The organism is Enterobacter sp. T1-1 (assembly GCF_000710795.1).
GTDB classification, from domain to species: domain Bacteria; phylum Pseudomonadota; class Gammaproteobacteria; order Enterobacterales; family Enterobacteriaceae; genus Enterobacter; species Enterobacter cloacae.
Genome location: NZ_JALW01000049.1, coordinates 18,560 through 37,318 on the forward strand (window position 1 = coordinate 18,560; position 18,759 = coordinate 37,318).

General features: G+C 55.3%; 19 protein-coding genes and 2 tRNA genes. 7 read left to right on the top strand and 14 right to left on the bottom strand.

Features of this window, described 5'->3' with window-relative positions; translation table 11 throughout:
• Positions 1 to 6: 6 nt before the first annotated feature.
• Both ompA and sulA read right to left on the bottom strand, forming a co-directional pair.
• Positions 7 to 1,062 (bottom strand): porin OmpA, encoded by a 1,056-nt coding sequence (gene ompA / locus AK59_RS0116000; RefSeq protein WP_029883228.1) that lies wholly within the window; start codon positions 1,060 to 1,062, stop codon positions 7 to 9.
• A 354-nt stretch (positions 1,063 to 1,416) separates the two neighbouring features.
• Positions 1,417 to 1,926, bottom strand: coding sequence for an SOS-induced cell division inhibitor SulA (gene sulA, locus AK59_RS0116005; RefSeq protein ID WP_013097256.1), 510 nt, complete (start codon positions 1,924 to 1,926; stop codon positions 1,417 to 1,419).
• Positions 1,927 to 2,143: 217 nt separating this feature from the next.
• Between sulA and AK59_RS0116010 the strand changes: the two genes are divergently transcribed.
• Positions 2,144 to 2,770: a TfoX/Sxy family DNA transformation protein gene (locus AK59_RS0116010; RefSeq protein WP_013097255.1), complete on the top strand. Its 627-nt coding sequence runs from the start codon at positions 2,144 to 2,146 to the stop codon at positions 2,768 to 2,770.
• Here the strand turns inward: AK59_RS0116010 and yccS are convergent.
• Together yccS and AK59_RS0116020 are read right to left on the bottom strand one after the other, a co-directional pair.
• Complete coding sequence (gene yccS / locus AK59_RS0116015) at positions 2,727 to 4,889, bottom strand: YccS family putative transporter (protein WP_014831317.1); 2,163 nt, start codon at positions 4,887 to 4,889, stop codon at positions 2,727 to 2,729. The genes AK59_RS0116010 and yccS overlap by 44 nt on opposite strands.
• A 19-nt stretch (positions 4,890 to 4,908) precedes the next feature.
• Positions 4,909 to 5,355 carry a YccF domain-containing protein gene (locus AK59_RS0116020; RefSeq protein WP_013097253.1) on the bottom strand — a complete coding sequence of 149 codons (447 nt, stop codon included), beginning with the start codon at positions 5,353 to 5,355 and terminating at the stop codon, positions 4,909 to 4,911.
• Between the two features lie 122 nt (positions 5,356 to 5,477).
• Between AK59_RS0116020 and helD the strand changes: the two genes are divergently transcribed.
• Positions 5,478 to 7,532 (top strand): DNA helicase IV, encoded by a 2,055-nt coding sequence (helD, locus tag AK59_RS0116025; protein WP_029883229.1) that lies wholly within the window; start codon positions 5,478 to 5,480, stop codon positions 7,530 to 7,532.
• Positions 7,533 to 7,615: 83 nt separating this feature from the next.
• On the opposite strand, the gene mgsA is transcribed toward helD, so the two are convergent.
• Together mgsA and csgI are read right to left on the bottom strand one after the other, a co-directional pair.
• Complete coding sequence (gene mgsA, locus AK59_RS0116030; protein WP_013097251.1) at positions 7,616 to 8,074, bottom strand: methylglyoxal synthase; 459 nt, start codon at positions 8,072 to 8,074, stop codon at positions 7,616 to 7,618.
• Between the two features lie 80 nt (positions 8,075 to 8,154).
• Positions 8,155 to 8,817, bottom strand: coding sequence for a curli synthesis inhibitor (gene csgI / locus AK59_RS0116035; protein WP_020689685.1), 663 nt, complete (start codon positions 8,815 to 8,817; stop codon positions 8,155 to 8,157).
• A 172-nt stretch (positions 8,818 to 8,989) separates the two neighbouring features.
• Here csgI and AK59_RS0116040 point away from each other — a divergent pair, with 172 nt between their 5' ends.
• Positions 8,990 to 9,406, top strand: coding sequence for a CoA-binding protein (locus AK59_RS0116040; protein WP_020689684.1), 417 nt, complete (start codon positions 8,990 to 8,992; stop codon positions 9,404 to 9,406).
• 32 nt (positions 9,407 to 9,438) lie between these two features.
• Here the strand turns inward: AK59_RS0116040 and hspQ are convergent, their stop codons facing one another.
• A complete protein-coding gene (hspQ, locus tag AK59_RS0116045) occupies positions 9,439 to 9,756 on the bottom strand; it encodes a heat shock protein HspQ (protein ID WP_013097248.1) in 318 nt (105 codons plus the stop codon).
• A gap of 60 nt (positions 9,757 to 9,816) precedes the next feature.
• Positions 9,817 to 11,007: a 23S rRNA (cytosine(1962)-C(5))-methyltransferase RlmI gene (rlmI, locus tag AK59_RS0116050; protein WP_029883230.1), complete on the bottom strand. Its 1,191-nt coding sequence runs from the start codon at positions 11,005 to 11,007 to the stop codon at positions 9,817 to 9,819.
• Between the two features lie 92 nt (positions 11,008 to 11,099).
• Here rlmI and yccX point away from each other — a divergent pair, with 92 nt between their 5' ends.
• Positions 11,100 to 11,381 carry an acylphosphatase gene (yccX, locus tag AK59_RS0116055; protein ID WP_013097246.1) on the top strand — a complete coding sequence of 94 codons (282 nt, stop codon included), beginning with the start codon at positions 11,100 to 11,102 and terminating at the stop codon, positions 11,379 to 11,381.
• Here the strand turns inward: yccX and tusE are convergent.
• Positions 11,378 to 11,707: a sulfurtransferase TusE gene (tusE, locus tag AK59_RS0116060; protein ID WP_013097245.1), complete on the bottom strand. Its 330-nt coding sequence runs from the start codon at positions 11,705 to 11,707 to the stop codon at positions 11,378 to 11,380. The genes yccX and tusE overlap by 4 nt on opposite strands.
• An 87-nt stretch (positions 11,708 to 11,794) precedes the next feature.
• Positions 11,795 to 12,454 carry an FtsH protease modulator YccA gene (gene yccA / locus AK59_RS0116065; RefSeq protein ID WP_029883231.1) on the bottom strand — a complete coding sequence of 220 codons (660 nt, stop codon included), beginning with the start codon at positions 12,452 to 12,454 and terminating at the stop codon, positions 11,795 to 11,797.
• 269 nt (positions 12,455 to 12,723) lie between these two features.
• On the opposite strand from yccA, the gene AK59_RS0116075 reads away from it, so the two are divergent.
• Together AK59_RS0116075 and AK59_RS0116080 are read left to right on the top strand one after the other, a co-directional pair.
• Positions 12,724 to 14,352, top strand: a complete 1,629-nt coding sequence (locus AK59_RS0116075; RefSeq protein ID WP_029883232.1) for an ABC transporter substrate-binding protein — start codon at positions 12,724 to 12,726, stop codon at positions 14,350 to 14,352.
• Positions 14,353 to 14,495: 143 nt separating this feature from the next.
• Positions 14,496 to 14,583 (top strand) — tRNA-Ser (locus AK59_RS0116080).
• A gap of 49 nt (positions 14,584 to 14,632) precedes the next feature.
• Here AK59_RS0116080 and AK59_RS0116085 read toward each other — a convergent pair.
• The 3 genes from AK59_RS0116085 to AK59_RS0116095 are packed head-to-tail and all read right to left on the bottom strand — an operon-like array spanning position 14,633 to position 17,438.
• Positions 14,633 to 15,406 (bottom strand): ABC transporter ATP-binding protein, encoded by a 774-nt coding sequence (locus AK59_RS0116085; RefSeq protein WP_029883233.1) that lies wholly within the window; start codon positions 15,404 to 15,406, stop codon positions 14,633 to 14,635.
• A complete protein-coding gene (locus AK59_RS0116090; protein WP_029883234.1) occupies positions 15,403 to 16,434 on the bottom strand; it encodes a FecCD family ABC transporter permease in 1,032 nt (343 codons plus the stop codon). The genes AK59_RS0116085 and AK59_RS0116090 overlap by 4 nt, the downstream gene beginning before the upstream one ends.
• Positions 16,434 to 17,438, bottom strand: coding sequence for an ABC transporter substrate-binding protein (locus AK59_RS0116095; protein ID WP_029883235.1), 1,005 nt, complete (start codon positions 17,436 to 17,438; stop codon positions 16,434 to 16,436). The genes AK59_RS0116090 and AK59_RS0116095 overlap by 1 nt, the downstream gene beginning before the upstream one ends.
• A 236-nt stretch (positions 17,439 to 17,674) precedes the next feature.
• Between AK59_RS0116095 and AK59_RS0116100 the strand changes: the two genes are divergently transcribed.
• A tRNA-Ser gene (locus tag AK59_RS0116100) sits at positions 17,675 to 17,762 on the top strand.
• Between the two features lie 44 nt (positions 17,763 to 17,806).
• Here AK59_RS0116100 and AK59_RS0116105 read toward each other — a convergent pair.
• Entirely contained in the window at positions 17,807 to 18,757 is a 951-nt protein-coding gene (locus AK59_RS0116105) for a PDR/VanB family oxidoreductase (protein ID WP_029883236.1), read from the bottom strand.
• Positions 18,758 to 18,759: the final 2 nt, after the last annotated feature.

Sequence of the window (18,759 nt, forward strand, 5' to 3'; positions counted from 1 at the left end):
GATAACTTAAGCCGCTGGCTGAGTTACAACGTCTTTAACGCCTTTAACTTCGATCTCTACGCGACGATCTGGTGCCAGGCAGTCGATCAGAGCAGCGCGAGCTTTAACGTTGTCACAGGTGTTGCCAGTAACTGGGTTAGATTCGCCCATACCACGTGGGGAGATCTTGTTAGCTGGGATACCTTTAGAGATCAGGTAATCAACAACAGACTGAGCACGTTTCTCAGACAGTTTCTGGTTGTAAGCGTCAGAACCGATACGGTCGGTGAAGCCCAGAACCACTACAGAACCGTCTTTAGGATCCAGGTTGCTCAGCTGGGTGTACAGCTGATCCAGTGCCTGCTGACCTTCTGGTTTCAGGGTCGCTTTGTTGAAGTTGAACAGAACGTCAGACTTCAGAGTGAAGTGCTTGGTCTGTACTTCTGGAGCTGGAGCCGGCGCTGGAGCAACAACTGGTGCTGCATCTTCCTGCTGGCCGAAGCGGTAGGAAACACCTACGCTCAGCATGCCGTTGTCTGGACGAACACCAACGGTAGCACCGTCACCGATGTTGTTAACCCACTGGTATTCCAGACGGGTAGCGATGTCACGGGTCATAGCCCACTCTACGCCACCAGCGAATACTGGGGAAACACCAGTGTCGTGGTCGTCGCCAGCGATGCTGTTGCTGGAGTCAGCGCGCCATACCATGCCGCCCAGACGGGTGTACACGTCCAGATCGTCAGTTACTGGGTAACCCAGTTTAGCGGTCAGCTGAACGCCCTGAGCTTTGAAAGCGCCGTTTACGGTGTCGCCTTTGTATGGCATACGACCTAACCAGTCGTAACCCATTTCAAAGCCAACATACGGGTTAACCTGATAGCCACCGAACGCACCTGCACCAAGCTGGCTCTCGTGAGTCGGGCCATCATTGTTCAGGCTGCTGTTGTCCCAGCCGGTGTCGTGGAACTGAGACCAGCCCAGTTTACCACCTGCATACCAGGTATTATCTTTCGGAGCGGCCTGCGCTACGGTAGCGAAGCCAGCCAGTGCCACTGCAATCGCGATAGCTGTCTTTTTCATTTTTTGCGCCTCGTTATCATCCAAAATTCGCCATGAAAATCTCAATCGAGAATCACGGTTAAATCCTTCACCGGGGGGCGTGGTCAAATATAAATCTACCGATATCTTCGGCTTAGGCCGAGCACCCCTGGCGATGTAAAGTCTACAACGTAGCTGAAAACTTACAAGTGTGAAGTCCGTCAGGCATATGAAAAAAAAAGTTCCGTATACCGATTATTTAACAATTTCTGAACGAAATTTGTGCAATAAAATTAAGAAGAACCGCACCAGACAAGCCTTGCCGCCGTTTTGGACGATGGAACTAAAAGCGCATCTTAAGGTCGAAAAAAATTCCAGGAAAACTCTTAAATTTGCTCAGTGATACAAATTTGAGTGAATTTTTAGCCCAGAAAGTTGTCCTCTGCGGTAAGAATCCTGGCGAACCGGGCGCATGATAAAGCCGATCGCATTGCCTTCTTCTGCCGCTTCGGTGAGGCGAAAATGTTCCTGCTCCGTCAATTCGTCTGATAACCATCCAATCACCACGCTGTAATTCCCTGTACGTAATGCCCGGATCATCGACTCAACCGTATCGCAAGGAGAGAGTTGGTTAATTTGCATGACCTTCGTCAGCGGCAGGCCTGCAGACTGAACCCATTCCCGGCTTAGTTTCTGCTGCGGTGTCAGCCAGAGCTGCCAGCGCGATTGCTGACCAAGCTGCTGCAAGAGCGGCAGTAACAGAAGTTGGGTCAACAGGGGCTGGTCTTCACGATAAACCACTTCACTGATAAGCCCTGTCGAAACACGCCCGACGGCGTTCTGTGCGACATCGCCAGCGGTAGAAGAGAAAGATGTTGAGCGATTTGCATAGCCTGAAGTGTACATAATCATTCCAGCCCTGTAGTTACTGTATGAATATACAGTAACCCCTGTATGCATAAAGATCAACCTCAATTTCGGAAAGCGACTCGCAAAATTCATTCATTCCTGGCGAACCTGAAAAAATCATCTTGCTCATCGGCAATAAGTTGCCTATTTTCCTGTTAACGGATCCGTTAGTAAGAAATGTCGTCGTTAATATCTGATTTTTAATGGAAATATCATGAAAAAGATATCTTATGAACGGATTTATAAATCCCAGGAATACCTCTCTCCATTAGGAGAAATTCATCATCGTGCGCTTTTTGGTGGCTATACCCTGGCCGTCGATGAGGCGGTGTTTGCCATGGTGTCAGACGGTGAGCTTTACCTTCGCGCCTGTGAGGAAAGTGCGAAGTACTGTGTAAAAAACGGATCCTCCTTTTTGACCTTAATGAAACGCGGCCGGCCGATCCTTCTCAACTATTATCGTGTGGATGACGGTCTCTGGCAGGACAGGGAGCGGCTGCTTCAGCTTTCCTCTTACGCGCTTAATGCCGCGCGTAAAGAGCGCATCCAGCGCTACCAGCGAAACCGACTAAAGGATCTGCCCAACCTGACTTTTCAGCTGGAAGTCCTGCTCTGTGAAGCCGGGATTACCAACGAAGATACCCTCCGGTCGCTGGGAGCCAGAACGAGCTGGCTAAAGCTGCGGGCAAAAAATAAAGCGCTCAGTATCAAAGTACTGTTTGCCCTGGAAGGGGCGATTGAGGGCCTGCATGAAGCGGCACTCCCGGCGGAAATTCGCCGGGAGCTGACGGAGTGGTTTAATGCGCTGCCTGAGCCACAGGAGAATCGCTCCTCCAGGTAGCGATTTGCTGTTGCAGTCGGCAAATTTCTGGCAGCAGAGCGATAAGCAGACCAATCTGCTGGAGAACCAGCGGCGCTTTGCTGTCGTTTCCTGGGTCAAGATGCGCAATCCGTTGAGCCAGTTCATCCAGCGCCTGCTGGACACGCGGTTGATCGGCTGGGCGGTGATGTAGCGCATCATCGACATAGCAGACAGCATCATCCAGCAAGGCAAGGATGCCCGGGTTTGTCAGTTTTTCGCGGTGGGCACCGAGCGTAGAGATATAGCTGGTGAAGGTATGGTTCAGACACAGCAGGCGGAAAGCCGTTTCACGAATTTCTGCCGTGGCGCGCGGCTCCGTTGACATATTAGAGACTACGGAAGCCAGTTCAGCATCGCTGTTATGCGCATCACGTCGGGCAATGCGGTAAGCCAGACGGTTATCGCGTCCCTGGTGGTACTGTTCAAGAATGGCATCCAGATAGCGGCAGTTGGCATTCATCGCCCTGTCCAGGACGCGCGGCAAATTACGAAAACGCCAGTCGGGCCAGATAAAACTCACTGCCGCCCAGGCGATAGCACAGCCGAGCAGGGTATCGATCACGCGGGGCAGGGCGACTTCAAACCCTTCGCCCAGCAGATTAAAGCAGAGTAGTACCAGCAGGGTGATGAACATCGTCGCGTGGGCGTACTGCACATTACGAAAGGCGAAGAACAGCACCCCGGTGATTACGATGAGGATCAGCTGGCCTTCCACCGAGGGCACAAAATAGAGCACCGGTAGCCCGATTGCGACCCCCACCAGCGTGCCGATAATTCGCAGCGCCAGGCGGTGTCGGGTAGCGTTATAGTTCGGCTGGCAGACGAACAGGCTGGTCAGCAGGATCCAGTACCCGTGATGTAAACCGGTTATCTGGATAAAGGCGTAGCCCACGCACAGCACCAGCGACATGCGTACCGCATGGCGAAACAGGGCAGATTCCGGCGTAAAATTTCGGCTTAACCGGAGCCACATATCGCTAAAACTGTGCACGCTGTCATCCGCGAGCTGACTGTCCGCCTCATTGCCCGGCAGCGCCATGGCCTGTTCAGACTCAATCGTTGCCAGCTGAGCATCAATCGCCCGCAGGTTATTGAGCAAAAATCCCAACGCTTTGATGTGCTCCGGCGACGTTCCGCTGGCTCGCACGCGGTCAATTGCCGCATCAAGATGGCTGAACACGCGTTCAAAGCGTGGATCGTGTTGATAAGGCGTGCGCAGCAGAATGGAGCGCGCCAGCTGCTGGCACGCCTGGGATTGCATGGAAAGCAGACGCTGGAAGCGGAACATAACGTCGCTGTAGCGAAACTTCTCGCGCAGGGCCGCATACTGAACATGAGACGAACTGGCGCGTTCATGAATATCCTGAGCGGCAAAGTAATAGTGCAGCGTTCTGCGCGTCCCTCGCTGGCCACGGTCGCCGCGAAGCCGGGTAAGCAGCGACGCTTTTGTCTGGTTAAGCGTGGCGACAAGCTGGCCGTTCGCCAGAGCCAGATCGTAGAGCGGAGCCTGGCTCTCCTCTTCAATATCCGGGTCAAACAGCCGGGATTTGAGCTCAAGATAGTGGGCCAACTGCTCGTAACTGCGGGCAAGGTTATCCTGCAGAGGGCGAACCGGGAAGATCAGATGGCCGGTTAACGTCAGCAGGTTATACCAGATGGCCCCCAGCAACAGCAGTACAGGCTGCTGATACCATTGGTCGTAAAGTGACACCCCCAGCATGGTGTAGATGGCAATCAGCAGGGCGCCAAACGCGATGGTGGCATAGCGCTGCCCCAGCCCACCCAGCAAAATGAACCCGCTGGTGGAAAGCGTAAGGCCTAAAGCAAACAGCCATGGCCACGGGAACAGCAACTCCACGGACGCGGAGGCAATAAAAAAGCAGACAAGGGTGATGACCAGGTTGCGCAGACGCCCGGCAAGGCGATCGTCGAGATCCGCCAGCGCTCCCGCAACCACCCCCAGCGTGAGCGGAATGGTGAGCTTGACATCGTTCAGCCACCACGGCAGCGCAACCGTGCCGCAAAGTGCGATAAAAATCCTGACGTTATAGAGCCAGGAGCTGTTCCAGGTGTAACGGCGAAGCAGTGGGCTTAGCATAGACGCGGCCAGTCCTTAATCACTGAAAACGACGACGTGCATTCGCTTCACGCGCCGCCTGGGCCACTTCGACCGGAACTACCCTGCGCCCGACAGGCCACAGAGCGATGGCGGCGATCTTAAAGTTCGCGATCCCCACCGGAATACCAATGATTGTGATGCACTGCGCAATACCGGCAAAAATATGCATTACGCACAGCCACCAGCCGAAGAAAATCAACCACAGAATGTTCAGCACGGTTCCGCCCGTGTTCATCAGCGCGCTTTTATTCTCCGGGTTCAGTTCGTCAACGTGAACCGCTTCATTCCCGTAAGGGATAAAGGATAGTTTGGTGATTTCCCAGCAGGAGCGGGTCAGGGGAAGCGTAAAAATCAGGACGATGCTCACCAGGGTGGCAAAAAGCCAGGAAAGGGTGGTGGCAAAACCGCCCAGCACAAAATTCAACACATTCAGAACGGTACGCATAAACCCTCACTTCCTTTCGATAAAATTAACGCCCAATGATTGTAACGTTTTTTTAGGCTGGAGCACCTTAAAACTGGCAGTTAAACTATCAGGCAATTATCTCTTCGTGGATCCGGCTGGATATGGAACTGAAAGCAACTTCAATGGGCAAACGCCTGGCGCAACACCCTTATGACAAGGTTGTCCTCCTCAACGCGGGAGTAAAGGTCTCCGGTGAACGCCACGAATACCTCATTCCGTTCAATCAACTCCTGGCCATCCACTGCAAACGCGGGCTGGTATGGGGCGAACTGGAGTTTGTGCTCCCTGCGGATAAAGTCGTGCGTCTTCACGGTACGGAGTGGGGCGAAACCCAGCGTTTTCATCATCATCTGAACCAGCTCTGGCAGCAGTGGAGTCACGATATGAGCGTGATAGCCGCACAGGTCCTGCAGCAGGTGCTGAGTGATATCGCGCAGAGTAATGCCCAACAAACATGGCTGACCCGTCAGCAGACCGCCGGTCTGCAGCAAAAAATCAGGCAGGCGCTGTCGGCGCTGCCGTTACCGGTGACGCGTCTCAATGAGTTTGATAATTGCCGTGACGCCTGGCGACAGTGTCAGGCCTGGCTGAGCGACGCAGACAAGAGCCGGCTGGCGCATAACCAGGCGTGGACTGACGAAATGCTCACCCGCTATGCCGATTTCTTCAGTACGGTGGAGTCGTCGCCGCTGAATCCTGCCCAGGCTCGCGCCGTGGTTAACGGCGAACATTCGCTGCTGGTGCTCGCGGGGGCCGGGAGCGGCAAAACGTCCGTACTGGTCGCGCGGGCGGGGTGGTTGCTGACAACGGGCGAGGCCGTCGCCGATCAGATCCTGCTGCTGGCGTTTGGTCGCAAGGCGGCGCAGGAGATGGACGAACGCATTCAGGAGCGTTTGCACACCCGGGATATTACCGCCCGAACCTTCCATGCCCTTGCCCTGCACATCATTCAGCAGGGCAGCAAAAAAGTCCCTTCCATCAGTAAACTGGAAAACGACACCCAGGCGCGTCAGGCCCTGTTTATTAAGGCCTGGCGGCAGCAGTGCAGCGAGAAAAAAGCGCAGGCGAAAGGGTGGCGACAATGGCTGGAAGACGAGCTCAACTGGGACGTGCCGGAAGGCAGTTTCTGGCAGGATGAAAAGCTGGCGCGACGGCTTGGCTCGCGTCTCGACCGCTGGGTGAGCCTGATGCGCATGCACGGTGGAACGCAGGCTGAGATGATTGAGAGTGCGCCGGAGGACATCCGCGCGCTTTTTTCAAAGCGGGTCAAACTGATGGCACCGCTGCTGAAAGCCTGGAAAACGGCGCTGAAGGAGGAAAACGCCGTCGACTTCTCAGGCCTGATCCATCAGGCCATCATCATTCTGGAGAAGGGGCGCTTCGTCAGTCCGTGGAAACATATTCTGGTTGATGAGTTCCAGGATATCTCTCCGCAGCGTGCCGCGCTGCTTTCGGCGTTACGGGCGCAAAATAAACATACCTCTCTGTTTGCCGTAGGGGATGACTGGCAGGCCATCTACCGCTTTAGCGGCGCGCAGCTTTCACTGACCACCGCGTTCCATCACTATTTTGGCGAAGGCGATCGCAGCGATCTGGACACCACCTACCGCTTTAACTCCCGAATTGGCGAAATTGCGAACCGCTTTATTCAGCAGAACCCCCATCAGCTGGCCAAGCCGCTTAATAGCCTGAGGGCGGGAGATAAAAAAGCCGTAACCCTGCTGGCGGACGACCAGCTTGAGCCGCTGCTGGACAAACTCAGCGGCTACGCAAAGCCAGATGAACGTATTCTGGTACTGGCGCGTTATCACCATCTAAAACCTGCGGCGCTGGAGAAGGCGGCGACTCGCTGGCCGAAGCTGCAGCTTGATTTTATGACCATCCACGCAAGCAAAGGCCAGCAGGCCGATTACGTCATTGTGGTCGGGCTGAAAGAGGGGAGCGATGGGTTCCCGGCCCCTGCCCGTGAGTCGGTGATGGAAGAAGCATTACTGCCGGTACCGGAGGATTTCCCGGATGCCGAAGAGCGGCGTTTGCTGTACGTGGCGATCACTCGCGCGCGTCATCGCGTGTGGCTGCTGTTCAACAAAGAGGAGCCGTCAGTATTTGTCGATATTCTGAAGAGTATTGATGTGCCGGTGGCGCGCAAGCCGTAGCGGGATTGCCGGGTGGTGGCTTCGCCTGACCCGGCCGACAAAACTCGTTGGCCCGTGCAAGCGTAGCGCCGCCGGGCATAACGCTACTTCAGTCTCTCGGAAAGATAACGCTGATAATCCGGGATGAGAATTTCAACCGGCGAGTTGAACTGCGGTGATTCAATGATGAAATCCGCCGTCGACAGGTTTGTCGCCACCGGAATATTCCATACGGTGGCAAGACGCAGCAGCGCTTTCACGTCCGGGTCATGCGGAACCGCATTCAGCGGGTCCCAGAAGAAGATCAGAACATCAATTTTCCCCTCAGAAATCTGTGCGCCCACCTGCTGATCGCCACCCATCGGGCCGCTCAGCATGGCGTTCACCTCCAGACCCGTTTCGCGGTGGATAAGGTTACCGGTGGTGCCCGTCGCCGAGAGGGCGTGCTTTTCCAGCAAGGACTGATGGCGGCGAACCCAGTTAAGCAGCATTTGTTTACAGTGATCGTGCGCAACCAGCGCAATGTGCTTGCGTGCCGGTAATGTGCGTGTTGTCAGTTCCATAATCATATCCATCAGGTTAACTGGCTACACGATGACGGGAACCGCCTGATGCTGCAAGAGAAAGGCGAAAAAAATGTGGCTTACGACGAAGGTTGTTGCTTCACCCATTGTAAAAAACGGGCTCGCGTGTCGGGATCGGCCTGCTGGAACCAAAATTTCAGGCGTTGTTCTGTCAGCGTCTGGGATTGAGGGGGGATCACATCCAGCTCTGAGACGCCGGACAGCAGTGTACTGTCGTCAGCCATCATGGTGGCAAACCGGGGCAGCGAGGCGCGCTTACCCGCTTTATTATAGGCCTGGGTTGCGGCCTCATAATCTGTGCCCTTCGGTGACGACGTCAGCGCCAGAATATCCAGCTTCACCGGGATCGGGGTGGCATCGCCATCCACCAGTTCCACACGCGGCGAGGCGTCAAACGTCGCCGACTCTTTTTCCGTTTCCAGACGCGGCAACGTAAAGTTCACCTGGCTTACCTGCTGGGTGTTAAAGCTCATAATCAGCGGGGGAGAGAGATACGTTCGTTGTTCATGATTAGCAAGGCGGATGGTTTTTTCCACCCGGAACACCACCTGATGAGGGCCGTTATCCAGTTCGATGCTGTCTGCACCGCGTAATAACGAACTGGAGACTTTTTTCCCGTCCAGCACCAGCAGGTCAATGTCGGAAGAAAGCCGAAGCGTGGTTGCAAAAACGCAAACCGGCATCACTAACGCAATCACAGCAGTGGCAAGGCCGGCTTTCATAGGGGCTCCTGTTTAACGTACGCTTACCGCGATAATGTATCTAAATTTGTCGATAATCATGTTTACTAACATATAGACATATTCTGGCCTTTTGCTCTCATACATCTGTATGGGATGGATGGTTGAGATGTGCGCTTTGACATACACTTGTTAAAAAGCCAGGAGGAAAAGCATGAAAGAGAATGATATTGCCGAGATTTTGACGTCCACACGCACCATTGCGCTGGTGGGAGCGAGCGATAAACCGGATCGTCCAAGCTATCGGGTAATGAAGTACCTTCTCGATCAGGGCTACCACGTCATCCCTGTGTCACCAAAAGTGGCCGGTAAGACCTTGCTGGGCCAGCCAGGATACGCCACGCTAAACGACGTACCGGAAAAAGTGGATATGGTGGATGTGTTCCGTAATTCCGAGGCTGCATGGGGCGTGGCGCAGGAGGCCATTGCCATCGGTGCGAAAACGCTGTGGATGCAGTTAGGCGTTATTAACGAACAGGCTGCGGTGCTGGCGCGCGAGGCGGGGCTGAAGGTGGTGATGGACCGCTGTCCGGCGATTGAAATCCCCCGGCTGGGGCTGACAAAGTCATAAAAAAAGCCCGTTATCGGGCTTTTTTTACACGCTTAGTTCCGCAGGCGCGGAGCCTGTAACTGTTTGCGGATAGTCTGAGCCAGTTCATCCATCGTGGGTTGCTCCGGATGCTCATCCTGCAATTCACTGCTTAGCTGCGCCTCAGCAAGATAAGTATGGACGGGTTGTCCATCATCACCTTCCATCACCACATGGTACCAGGGTGCGGCGCGAAGCTCTGCGTTCACCGCCAGCTCATCCGCCGACGGTTCATCAAGGGAATACTCCGGGTCGATATCCACGACCACACCCAAATACCCGAGCAAAGTGTGGCGGACCTGCTGGCCGATACCGAATTTGCTGGCAATCATAGTCACCTCCCGGGAAACACTACTTACACTCTATGTGCGGGCAATATTTCTCTTTTCAAGTTACATGACGCGACAGGCAAACCCTTTCAGATACAGCCCTTCCGGGTAGGTAGCGATCACCGGGTGATCGGCTGCCTGACGGAACTGCTCTATAAATTGTACATCACGACCAGCATCTATTGCGGCATCGGCGATGATTTTCTGAAATAAATCTGTGGTCATCAGTCCAGAGCAGGAGAAGGTGAGCAGCACGCCGCCTGGGTTCAACAGCTGAATGGCCAGCATGTTGATATCTTTATAGCCGCGGCAGGCACCCATCAGCTGGCTTTTGTTCTCCACAAACTTAGGCGGATCCATCACGATAACGTCAAACTTCTCACCCTGATCGCGATATTTACGCAGCAGTTTGAAGACGTCGTCGCGAATGAATTCGGCTTTGCTCAGATCCAGCTTGTTCAGCTCGACGTTCTGTTTTGCCACATCCAGCGCTTCCTGAGACGTATCCACGCTCACCACCTGCGCGCAGCCGCCCATTAAAGCCGATACCGCAAAGCCGCCGGTGTAAGAGAAGCAGTTGAGCACGCGTTTGCCGGCAACGTACTGACGCGTGGCCAGACGGCTGTCACGCTGGTCGAGGTAATAGCCCGTTTTATGACCACCCTGAATATCCACCAGCAGCTTCATGCCGTGTTCTTCGATAGGCAGCAGGGCAGGCGGCAGTTCGCCGGTCACCGGACCCTGGGTCAGTTCCATTCCCTCTTTTTTACGCACAGCCACATCGCTGCGGTCATAGATGGCGCACTCCGGGAACAGAGACTGCAGGGCGCTTATCAGCGCGGCGCGCTGGTATTCCGCCCCAGCGCTCAGTAACTGCAGGACCAGGAAGTTACCGAAGCGGTCAATGGTCACGCCCGGCAGACCGTCGGACTCTCCGGCAATCAGGCGGTAGCTGTCCAGACCATCGCGTTTGGCCAGCCAGTCGCGCCACTGCTGCGCCTGCTGCAAACGACGCACGAAGAAGTCGATATCGATGGTTTCATCTTTGTCGAAGGTCCAGACGCGCGCGCGGATCTGGGAGGCTGGCGAGTAGGCGCCTCGTGCTAACCATTTCCCCTGATGGTCAACAATATCAATGGTTTCACCGAGGCTGGCTTTACCTTCCATACGGGCAACCGCGCCGGAAAAGACCCAGGGATGACGGCGCAGTAATGACTTCTCGCGCCCTTTGGCTAACACTAAACGTACACTCATAATTTGCTATTCTGTCGATTCAAGAAAATGGCCGCCATTTTCCCGAGTTCGCCGGGGAAATGCAACGCGCCAGACGGATAAGGAGAAGGAAGATGTCAAAAGTCTGCACTATCGCCTGGGTTCACGGCGTCGTTCAGGGCGTGGGCTTCCGCTACAGCACGCAGCGTGAGGCCGTTCAACTTGGGCTAACGGGATATGCGCGAAACATGGATGATGGCAGCGTTGAGGTGGTCGCCTGTGGCGAGGCAGAGCAGGTTGAAAAACTGCTGGCGTGGCTGAAAGCGGGTGGGCCGCGCAGTGCCCGGGTTGATAAGGTCTTAACCGAACCGCATCAACCCGGCCGGGAATACATGAACTTCGGTATTCGCTACTAAATGCATTTCACCGGTTTAGGCAGGCCGGCAATTTTGGTGGCCTGTTTGGCCGGGCCTTTCGGGAACAGACGATACAGATAGCGGCTGTTGCCTTTCTCTTCACCGAATTTATTGGCCATGGCTTTAACCAGCATCCGGATAGCCGGAGAGGTATTGAATTCGAGATAGAACTCGCGCACAAAGCGCACCACTTCCCAGTGCTCCGGGGAGAGCGCGATCGCCTCTTTTTCTGCAATCACTTCCGCCAGCGCCTCGCTCCACTGGTGGCTGTCTTTCAGATAACCGTCGTTATCGGTTTCGATCTCTTTACCTTCAAAGCTCAACATAGTTATTCACGCATCAGTCAAAAACCGCCGCAGTGTACCAAAAAACAAAGCCCCGCATAAGCGGGGCTCGGTACACAACACTCTGGCTTAATCCCGGCTGGCGAAGCCCAGGATGCTCAGCAGGCTGACGAAGATGTTGTACAGCGACACATACAGGCTCACGGTGGCGCGGATGTAGTTGGTCTCACCGCCGTGAATGATGTTGCTGGTTTCATACAGGATCGCGCCGGATGACAGCAGGATAAACACCGCGCTAATCGCCAGGTGCAGGGCAGGGAGCTGCAGGAAGATGTTAGCCACCATACCAATCAGCACCACTACGATACCTGCCATCAGCATACCGCCGAGGAAGGACATGTCCTTGCGGGTGGTCAGCACGTAGGCGGAGCAGCAGAAGAACACCAGCGCGGTGCCGCCCAGCGCCATACCGATCACATCCCCCATGCCGGCAGACAGGTATGCGTTCAGGATTGGCCCCAGGATATAACCCAGGAAGCCGGTAAAGGCGAACGCGGAAAGAATACCGACCGGTTTGTCAGCGGTTTTGTAGGTCAGGAACATCAGACCGTACATCCCCACCAGCGTCAGGATCAGCCCCGGAGACGGCAGCATCAGCACGGTGCTGGCGGTGGCGGTGATCGCCGAAAACGCCAGCGTCAGGCTGAGCATAAAGTACGTATTGCGCAGCACCTTGTGGGTGCTGAGTAGCGATTTGCGGTCGCGTGAGGAAGTAATTATACGATCCATGAGTCACTCTCTTATGACAGATGTAATTAACGGAAAGAATAGGAAACGGCGCGCCAGTCTCAAAGTGGTTTTACCCATCTTTACTCAGCAGGTTAGCGCCGGAGCTGGTTATTTATTCTGCAGAAAGACGTTTCATCAGTATGAACAGCGGTTTGGCACAATTAATCAGATCAAGCTCTTATAGGTTACTGAAAAATATTGCCTTATTACCATAAGGCCGCTAAGAGTTATTTCCGGATCGTCACAAAACAGACAATAAGGCGAAGGAAATGAAACCACAAACACGCACTCACTTTACACTCTCTTTACTGGCGGCCGGGATCCTGTGCGCCAGCACGGCAACCTGGGCGGCTAACGTGCCGGCAGGAACGCAGCTGGCCGATAAGCAGGAACTGGTCAGGAATAACGGAAGTGAACCCGCTTCGCTCGACCCGCATAAAGTCGAAAGCGATGTCGAATTCAATATTATCAGCGATTTATTCGACGGGCTGGTCAGTGTCTCCCCGGCGGGTGAAATCCAGCCACGGCTGGCGGAAAAATGGGAGAACAAGGACAACACCGTCTGGACGTTCCATCTGCGTCCGGGCATCACCTGGAGCGACGGTACCGCCATCACCGCAGAAGATATCGTCTGGAGCTGGCAGCGACTGGTTGACCCAAAAACCGCCTCACCGTATGCCAGCTATCCCGGAAGCATGCTTATAGTCAACGGTAATGAAATTGCCGAAGGCAAAAAAACGCCCGATACGCTGGGCGTGAAAGCCATCAATGACACCACGCTGGAAGTCACGCTTTCGCAGCCTAATGCTGCTTTCCTGGCGATGCTGGCACACCCGTCTCTGGTGCCGATAGATAAAGTCCTGGTGGGGCGTTTCGGCGATAAGTGGACCAAGCCCGAGCACATCGTCAGCAGCGGTGCCTATAAGCTGTCCTCATGGGTAGTTAACGAACGCATTGTGGCGGAGCGTAACCCGCGCTACTGGGATAATGCCCATACTGTGATCAACAAGGTGACATATCTGCCTATCACCTCCGAGGCGGCTGATGTGAACCGCTATAAAGCGGGAGAAATCGATATTGTCTACACGGTGCCAGTCAACCAGTTCGCCCAGCTTAAGAAAACGCTGGGCAGTCAGTTGGATGTCTCCCCGCAGCTTGCCACCTACTATTACGAATTCAACACCGCCCGCCCGCCGTTCAACGATGCGCGCGTGCGTAAGGCGCTCAATATGGCGCTCGATAAAGACATCATCGCAGATAAAGTGATGGGGCAGGGACAGCGTCCGGCGTGGCTTATCAGCCAGCCGGACATTGGTGGCGTTAAGTTACAGAACCCGGATTACGCAAGCTGGCCGCGGGACAAACGAATTGCCGAGGCGAAAAAACTGCTCGAAGAGGCCGGGTATAACGCCAGCCATCCACTGAGTTTTAATCTGCTGTATAACACCTCTGAAACGCACCAGCGTATCGCGATTGCTGCCAGCTCAATGTGGAAGAAAAATCTGGGCGTCGAGGCGAAGCTGCAGAACCAGGAGTGGAAAACCATGCTCGATACCATGCACACCCATAACTTTGACGCGGTGCGCTACGCCTGGATTGCCGATTACGATGACGCCTCCACATTCCTGAATAACTTCCGTACCGGGGATAGCCAAAACACCACGCAGTACAGCAATCCTGAGTACGATCAAGCGCTGGTGAATGCGGCGAAGTCGAAAACGGCACAAGAGCGCGGTAAGTTTTATCAACAGGCAGAGGATTTGCTGGGGCGTGATGTGCCGGCGATCCCTGTCTATCACTACGTTCGTACGCACCTGGTGAAGCCGTGGGTGGGGGGATTCAAGCCGGATAAGCTCGGGTATTACTATACGAAAGATATGTACATCAAAAAACACTAAGACAATCGCTGGATGTTGTGCTGGCAAAATGGCCAATATGTTGTCTATTCAACCGATTAAACGTAATTTGGCTATTTTTAAAGCGAACGAATGCGCGTGCTCTTTACAGCCTGCGGTGAGGTGTTTATAGTTCGCCTCACTTAGGAAGCGTGGCCGAGCGGTTGAAGGCACCGGTCTTGAAAACCGGCGACCCGAAAGGGTTCTAGAGTTCGAATCTCTACGCTTCCGCCAAATTCGAAAACCCTGCGATAGCAATATCGCAGGGTTTTTTGCTTTGGCTCTACACCTCCGCCATGCCGCCCATGTTGTAGCCGATCGTCATTCCGGCGTCTGCCCTGTAGACGCTCGCTTTAACGCACCAGGTTTGCTCTATATTTTCAGGGGTGAGCACTTCCGCAGGCGCGCCCGTGGCCGCGATACGCCCGGTCTTCAGAAGGATCAGCCGCTGGCAGTAGTTAGCCGCCAGATTGAGATCGTGCAGCGCCACCACCACCGTAAGAGGCAGTTGCGATATAAGTCGCATCAGCTCCAGCTGGTGCTGAATGTCCAGGTGGTTTGTCGGCTCATCAAGCAGCAACACCCGGGGCTGCTGTGCCAGCGCTCGCGCTATCTGGGTTCGCTGACGCTCCCCACCAGACAGTTGCTGCCACCGCCGCTGGCGTAATCCGCATAGCCGCATGAGGCTAATCGCCTCTTCCACCGCCATATCATCATCGCGAGTGCTTCTCTGAAACGCCTTCCGGTAAGGCGTACGTCCCAGCCGCACGATTTCCTCGACGGTCAGTTCTCCCTCAACGTCGGCATGTTGTGGGACGAAAGCTAACTGCCGCGCGCGCGTTTTTAACGGCATCACGCTAAGCGACGTGCCATTAAGCGCGACGCGTTCACTGTGGTGTGGAAACAGCCCGGCAAGACAGCGTAACAGCGTTGATTTGCCCGAGCCGTTTGGCCCTAACAGGCCGACAATCTGCCCGGATGACAGGTCGAGATCGATATCCTCAAGCACCGTCTGTGCTTGTCGGGTCACACTTAACCCCGAGACGGAAATATTCATGGATGCTCCTTCCGGTTTTGATAAAGCAGCGCCACAAAGACAGGTGCGCCCACCAGTGCCGTCACCACGCCAATGGGAAGCACCTGGTGCACAATCAGCGTGCGTGACACGACATCGGCCAGGATCATAAAGTGCGCGCCGATAAGAAACGTCAGTGGGATCGTGCGGCGATGGCCCGGACCGCCGAGCATGCGCGTCACATGGGGAATGACCAGCCCCACAAATCCCACTGCGCCTATGGCACTGACCAGGGTTGCGGTGACGAACGCGCAGGTCAGCAACAGGATAATTCGTACGGCGGTCACCGGTATCCCGAGGGTGGTAGAGACCTCGTCTCCAAAGGTAAAGGTGTCCAGCGCCCGCGAAAAGAGGCATACCATCAGCAGGCCCGTTAACGTAACGGCCAGCGCCAGCAGCGCGTCCGGCCAGCGCACACCGCTCAGGCTGCCCATTAACCAGAACATAACGCTACGCGACTGCTCGGCATTGGCGGAGGTGCTGACGATATACGCGGTCATGGCGTTGAAGAGCTGTGTGCCCGCAATGCCTGCCAGCAAAATGCGCGACGGGCTTGCGCTCATGCCGTTTGTAATCAACATGATGAGCGCAAAAGCGGCGCAGGCGCCAACAAACGCACCGCTGCTCACGCCAATCACGCTCCCCCCGATACCGAGCAGCATCACGCAGACGGCCCCCAGCGAAGCGCCTGCTGAGATGCCCAGCAGATAGGGCTCCGCCAGGGGGTTGCGCAGTATTGACTGGAGCACCAGCCCGCACAGTGCCAGGCCGCCGCCGCTGCAAGCAGCCATGAGTGCGCGGCTCATGCGGTACTGCCAGACGATGCCTTCCTCGGGTTGCGGCAGAACGTATGCAGTCAGCCCAAGACCATTGAGGATCGCTTTTCCGGTAACGGCATACGATACCGGCATATCGCCGATACTCGCGGCAAAGACCAGCATCAGCGGCAATGCCACGGCGCCTGCCGCCATTAACCCCTGCTGGCGGCGGGGAGAAGATACATGACTCATTATTCGTCCTGGAATGAAGCCAGCCGATCGCTGATAAGCTCAACCGCGTCGACGTTACGCAAAGAAGGGTTTAACGACATTGCGGGCACCACAATAATCTGCTTATTCCTGACCGCCGGAATGTTTCTTGTCACCGGATCGCGTCGTAAAAAGGCCTCTTTTACCGCGGCGTCATCGGCAGGGTAGAGCCTGCGTGACATCTGAGCGATGACGATAACGTCTGGCTGCATTTGGGCAATATGTTCCCAGGTGACAGCGGGCCATTCATCATGCGAGTCAATAACGTTCTTTAACCCCAGCGTGCGGCTTATCCAGCCAGGCGCGCCGTAATTCCCTGCCACCCAGGGATCGCCATTCAGGCGGCTGCTTGAAAACCAAAAGACAACCTTCAGGGGTTTTGCTGAGATGCGCGCCTGCGCTTTCTGAATCCGTTCTGTCAGCTCACGATTGAGCTGCTCGCCGCGCGCGGGAACATCAAAGATGGCGGCCAGGTCTGTGACTTCGTGTTTTATTTCTGCCAGTGAAAACGGCGTGCTCCGTGCTCCGTCAGCGTTTGAGGTTGCCGTCACCGTTTTGTCCGTGCAGTCGGCAGGGGAGATCCACGTCTTAATCCCCAGGGATGCAAACTGCTCGCGTGTTCCCACCTCGCCCTGCGGGCCAATATGCCAGTGATACTGAGCGAGGACGAGTTCCGGTTTTTGTCCCACCACGGCTTCAAAAGAGGGGGAGTTATCCGCAAGCCGGGGGAGTTTTTTTCCGGCATCAGCCAGCGAATCCGGGAGTTTGCCGAACCAGACTGAGGTTGCGGCGACAGATTTTTCCAGCCCCAGCGCGAGCATCAATTCCGTTTCATGCTGACCCACGGTAACGACGCGCTGTGGCGCTTGCGTAAAGGTCTGCCTGACGCCGCAATTTTCAATCGTCAGCGGGTAAGTTGTTGCTGCAAACGTGGCTGGTGCCATGGCCAGCAGTACTGTCAGTAATAACCCTTTTTTCAGAAGCATAAGAATCAATCCCAAATTGTTATGTTATAACATAATACATATATTGTGATTGAGCGCAACACGCTGCCTGCCGGACATTTGCCGGTGCCTGTAATGAGAGGGAAACTTCATATTCAGATTAACGTCGCCGAAGTGAGTCATGACGCCAGAGGGCGGGGTGATGGTGAGCAAGTGTAACTTTATGCAATTTCACGCTTTACATCATGCTCAGAGATGTTTATAGTGCGCCTCACTTTGGAAGCGTGGCCGAGCGGTTGAAGGCACCGGTCTTGAAAACCGGCGACCCGAAAGGGTTCTAGAGTTCGAATCTCTACGCTTCCGCCAAATTCGAAAACCCTGCGATAGCACTATCGCAGGGTTTTTTCGTTTTACAGCCCAATCACCAGCTCAGCGGAATGACTTCTTGAGCAACATAGCGCCACAAGCGGGTTCGGGGCGTTTTTCTCTCCCTCTGACTGTACGCTATCCCGGTGATCCACCACGCCGTCAATCACCGGTGTCAGACACGCACCGCAGATCCCCATCTCGCAGGAGAGCGGTACGGCCACACCGTTTTCCTGTAGCACCTGAGCAATGGTTTTATCTGCGGGCACAGGCCAGCGCTCTCCGGTGGAGGCCAGTTTAACCGTGAAGATCTCGCCACTTTCAGCGCCGGTATCAGGCGCAGCGGGTTGAAACGCCTCGCTGTGGATCGTGGCGCCATCCCAGCCTTTCGCCGTCGCCACCTCACGTACTTTTTCCATAAACCCGGCCGGGCCACAGACCCAGGCGTGAAGATCCGCCGCGGCCATCGGGATATGCTCTGCCAGCAACGTGCGCGGGCTGGTGGTATGGATAACGCACTTACCATGCTCAAACTGCGCCAGTTCGCGGGCGAAAGCCGCGCTTTCAGCGTGTCTGACATAATAGTGCAGAGTGAACGGGGTTCCGGCTGCTTCCAGCTGCAGGGCCATGGCATACAGTGGCGTAATCCCGATCCCCGCAGCCAGCAGCAACACCCGTTCGGCCTCCTGCAGGGCAAACAGATTGCGCGGCGCGGAGATCAGCAGCGTCTGACCGGGACGCAGCGTCTCATGAATATAGCGCGACCCGCCGCGCGAGGCGGTTTCCCGGCCCACGCAGATCAGATAGCCTTCACTCCCGCATGGGCCGGTCAGGGAATACTGACGTATAACCCCGCAGGGCAGATGCACGTCGATATGCGCACCGGGCTGCCACTCTGGCAGCGCTTCACCGTTTTCCGCCACCAGCCTGACGGCGAGGCTTTTGTTCCCCTGCCGCCACAGCCCGTCGACGATAACGCTTAAGATATCACTCATGA

Bases quoted from the DNA above. Each gene is read 5' to 3' on its own strand.
- ompA (WP_029883228.1), bottom strand. From the start codon at position 1,062: ATGAAAAAGACAGCTATCGCGATTGCAGTGGCACTGGCTGGCTTCGCT.
- sulA (WP_013097256.1), bottom strand. From the start codon at position 1,926: ATGTACACTTCAGGCTATGCAAATCGCTCAACATCTTTCTCTTCTACC.
- AK59_RS0116010 (WP_013097255.1), top strand. From the start codon at position 2,144: ATGAAAAAGATATCTTATGAACGGATTTATAAATCCCAGGAATACCTC.
- yccS (WP_014831317.1), bottom strand. From the start codon at position 4,889: ATGCTAAGCCCACTGCTTCGCCGTTACACCTGGAACAGCTCCTGGCTC.
- AK59_RS0116020 (WP_013097253.1), bottom strand. From the start codon at position 5,355: ATGCGTACCGTTCTGAATGTGTTGAATTTTGTGCTGGGCGGTTTTGCC.
- helD (WP_029883229.1), top strand. From the start codon at position 5,478: ATGGAACTGAAAGCAACTTCAATGGGCAAACGCCTGGCGCAACACCCT.
- mgsA (WP_013097251.1), bottom strand. From the start codon at position 8,074: ATGGAACTGACAACACGCACATTACCGGCACGCAAGCACATTGCGCTG.
- csgI (WP_020689685.1), bottom strand. From the start codon at position 8,817: ATGAAAGCCGGCCTTGCCACTGCTGTGATTGCGTTAGTGATGCCGGTT.
- AK59_RS0116040 (WP_020689684.1), top strand. From the start codon at position 8,990: ATGAAAGAGAATGATATTGCCGAGATTTTGACGTCCACACGCACCATT.
- hspQ (WP_013097248.1), bottom strand. From the start codon at position 9,756: ATGATTGCCAGCAAATTCGGTATCGGCCAGCAGGTCCGCCACACTTTG.
- rlmI (WP_029883230.1), bottom strand. From the start codon at position 11,007: ATGAGTGTACGTTTAGTGTTAGCCAAAGGGCGCGAGAAGTCATTACTG.
- yccX (WP_013097246.1), top strand. From the start codon at position 11,100: ATGTCAAAAGTCTGCACTATCGCCTGGGTTCACGGCGTCGTTCAGGGC.
- tusE (WP_013097245.1), bottom strand. From the start codon at position 11,707: ATGTTGAGCTTTGAAGGTAAAGAGATCGAAACCGATAACGACGGTTAT.
- yccA (WP_029883231.1), bottom strand. From the start codon at position 12,454: ATGGATCGTATAATTACTTCCTCACGCGACCGCAAATCGCTACTCAGC.
- AK59_RS0116075 (WP_029883232.1), top strand. From the start codon at position 12,724: ATGAAACCACAAACACGCACTCACTTTACACTCTCTTTACTGGCGGCC.
- AK59_RS0116085 (WP_029883233.1), bottom strand. From the start codon at position 15,406: ATGAATATTTCCGTCTCGGGGTTAAGTGTGACCCGACAAGCACAGACG.
- AK59_RS0116090 (WP_029883234.1), bottom strand. From the start codon at position 16,434: ATGAGTCATGTATCTTCTCCCCGCCGCCAGCAGGGGTTAATGGCGGCA.
- AK59_RS0116095 (WP_029883235.1), bottom strand. From the start codon at position 17,438: ATGCTTCTGAAAAAAGGGTTATTACTGACAGTACTGCTGGCCATGGCA.
- AK59_RS0116105 (WP_029883236.1), bottom strand. From the start codon at position 18,757: ATGAGTGATATCTTAAGCGTTATCGTCGACGGGCTGTGGCGGCAGGGG.